This window comes from Collinsella sp. AM18-10, assembly GCF_003471585.1.
In the GTDB taxonomy this organism is placed as follows: Bacteria; Actinomycetota; Coriobacteriia; order Coriobacteriales; family Coriobacteriaceae; genus Collinsella.
In genome coordinates, this window is record NZ_QRJO01000025.1 from 13313 (window position 1) to 14775 (window position 1463).

Genomic DNA, 1463 nt, shown 5'->3' on the forward strand with positions numbered 1-1463 from the left:
CAGAGATGTGGTGTAAGAGGCGGGGCATGCCCCGCCTCCGCCCTTTCTTGAAAGGGAGGGGACACCGCCTAGAATTCGTCGTTGGAGTAATGAAGGTGACGAATGGAAGGAAAGGCGATGCCCCAAGAAGAGAGTGTACTGCGCCTCGGCCGCGACGAGGCCCTCGAGGCGGCGAGGCTTTGGCAGGAGTGCGGCGACGCGCGCGAGTTCGCGTGCAGGGTGCTGGGCAGCGTGATGAACGCACCGATGGACTCCGAGGCCCAGCAGATGTGCGGCGCGAGCCGCAACGAGCGCAGCGGCGGCAGGGAGAACAGCCGCAACGGCTACCGCCCCAGGTCGCTCAAGACCGCCGTGGGCGACGTGGAGCTCGAGATACCCAAGCTCAGGCACGGCACCTACTACCCCGAGCGCATGCTCGCGCGATGGTCGCGCGTCGACACCTCGGTGGCCGCCATCGTGCAGGAGATGTACGTATGCGGCGTGTCCACCCGCAAGGTCGAGCGCGTGGCGTCCAGGCTGGGCATATCCTCGCTGTCGAGCTCGGAGGTCTCGAGCCTCTGCTCCGACCTCGACGCCGAGGTGGCGGAGTTCCGCCGCCGCGACCTGTCGGGCACGCCGTGCTGCTACCTGTGGCTCGACGCCACCTACATGAGCTGCAGGGTCGGCTCGTCGGTCGTCTCGCAGGGCGTCGTGACCGCGATCGGGCTGGGCGCCGACGGGCGCAAGCACTTCCTGGGCTGCGACGTGGTCGACACCGAGAGCGAGGACTCCTGGGCGGCATTCCTCGGCGGGCTGCGCGAGCGCGGGCTGGCCGGCGTTCGCCTCGTGGTCTCCGACAGCCACGCCGGGCTCGTGGCCGCCGTCTCGCGCCTGTTCCAGGGCTGCGCCTGGCAGCGCTGCGTGACGCACCTGCAGCGCAACCTCCAGAGCGCCTGCTCGGGCAGGCCCGAGGACTCCAAGGCGGCCGTCAGGGACCTCGTGCACGCCGCGGTCTACCAGGACGACCCCGACCTCGCGCGCTGCGTGTGGGCCGAGGCGGCGCCCTGGGTGGCGTCGGTGTCCGCCAGGGCCGGCGAGGTCTTCGAGCAGGCCGAGGACTCCGCGCTGGCGTTCACGGCCTTCCCCAGGGCGCACTGGGCCAAGCTCCGCACCAACAACGTCCAGGAGCGCGCCAACCGCGAGATCAAGCGCCGCTACAGGGTCGTGCAGTCCTTCCCCTCGAGGGAGTCGATGCTGCGCCTGACGTGCGCGAGCCTCATGGAGACCGAGGGGCAGTGGTCCCAGCAGCGCGTGTTCTCCGAGGCCTCGGCCGCCGAGGGCTTCGCCGAGCCCGCGGACAGGCCGGCCCCGACAGAGGGGAGGCGCCGCGCGCTCGGGCGGCGCGCCAGGGAGATAGTGGACGAGATAGTCGAGAGGCGCGGTCTCAAGAAGGAGTAATATCGGGACTTGCAGCGACGGACCTC

At 70.1% G+C, this 1463-nt stretch carries 1 protein-coding gene; it reads left to right on the plus strand.

Annotated features, from left to right (window positions below):
* The first annotated feature begins 117 nt into the window (after nt 1-117).
* On the plus strand, nt 118-1437 hold the full coding sequence (locus tag DW211_RS09780) for an IS256 family transposase (protein WP_233540994.1): 1320 nt from the start codon (nt 118-120) through the stop codon (nt 1435-1437).
* Nucleotides 1438-1463 lie beyond the last annotated feature (26 nt).

Excerpts from the sequence above, each read along its gene's own strand:
- DW211_RS09780 (WP_233540994.1), top strand. The coding sequence starts at position 118 with ATGCCCCAAGAAGAGAGTGTACTGCGCCTCGGCCGCGACGAGGCCCTC.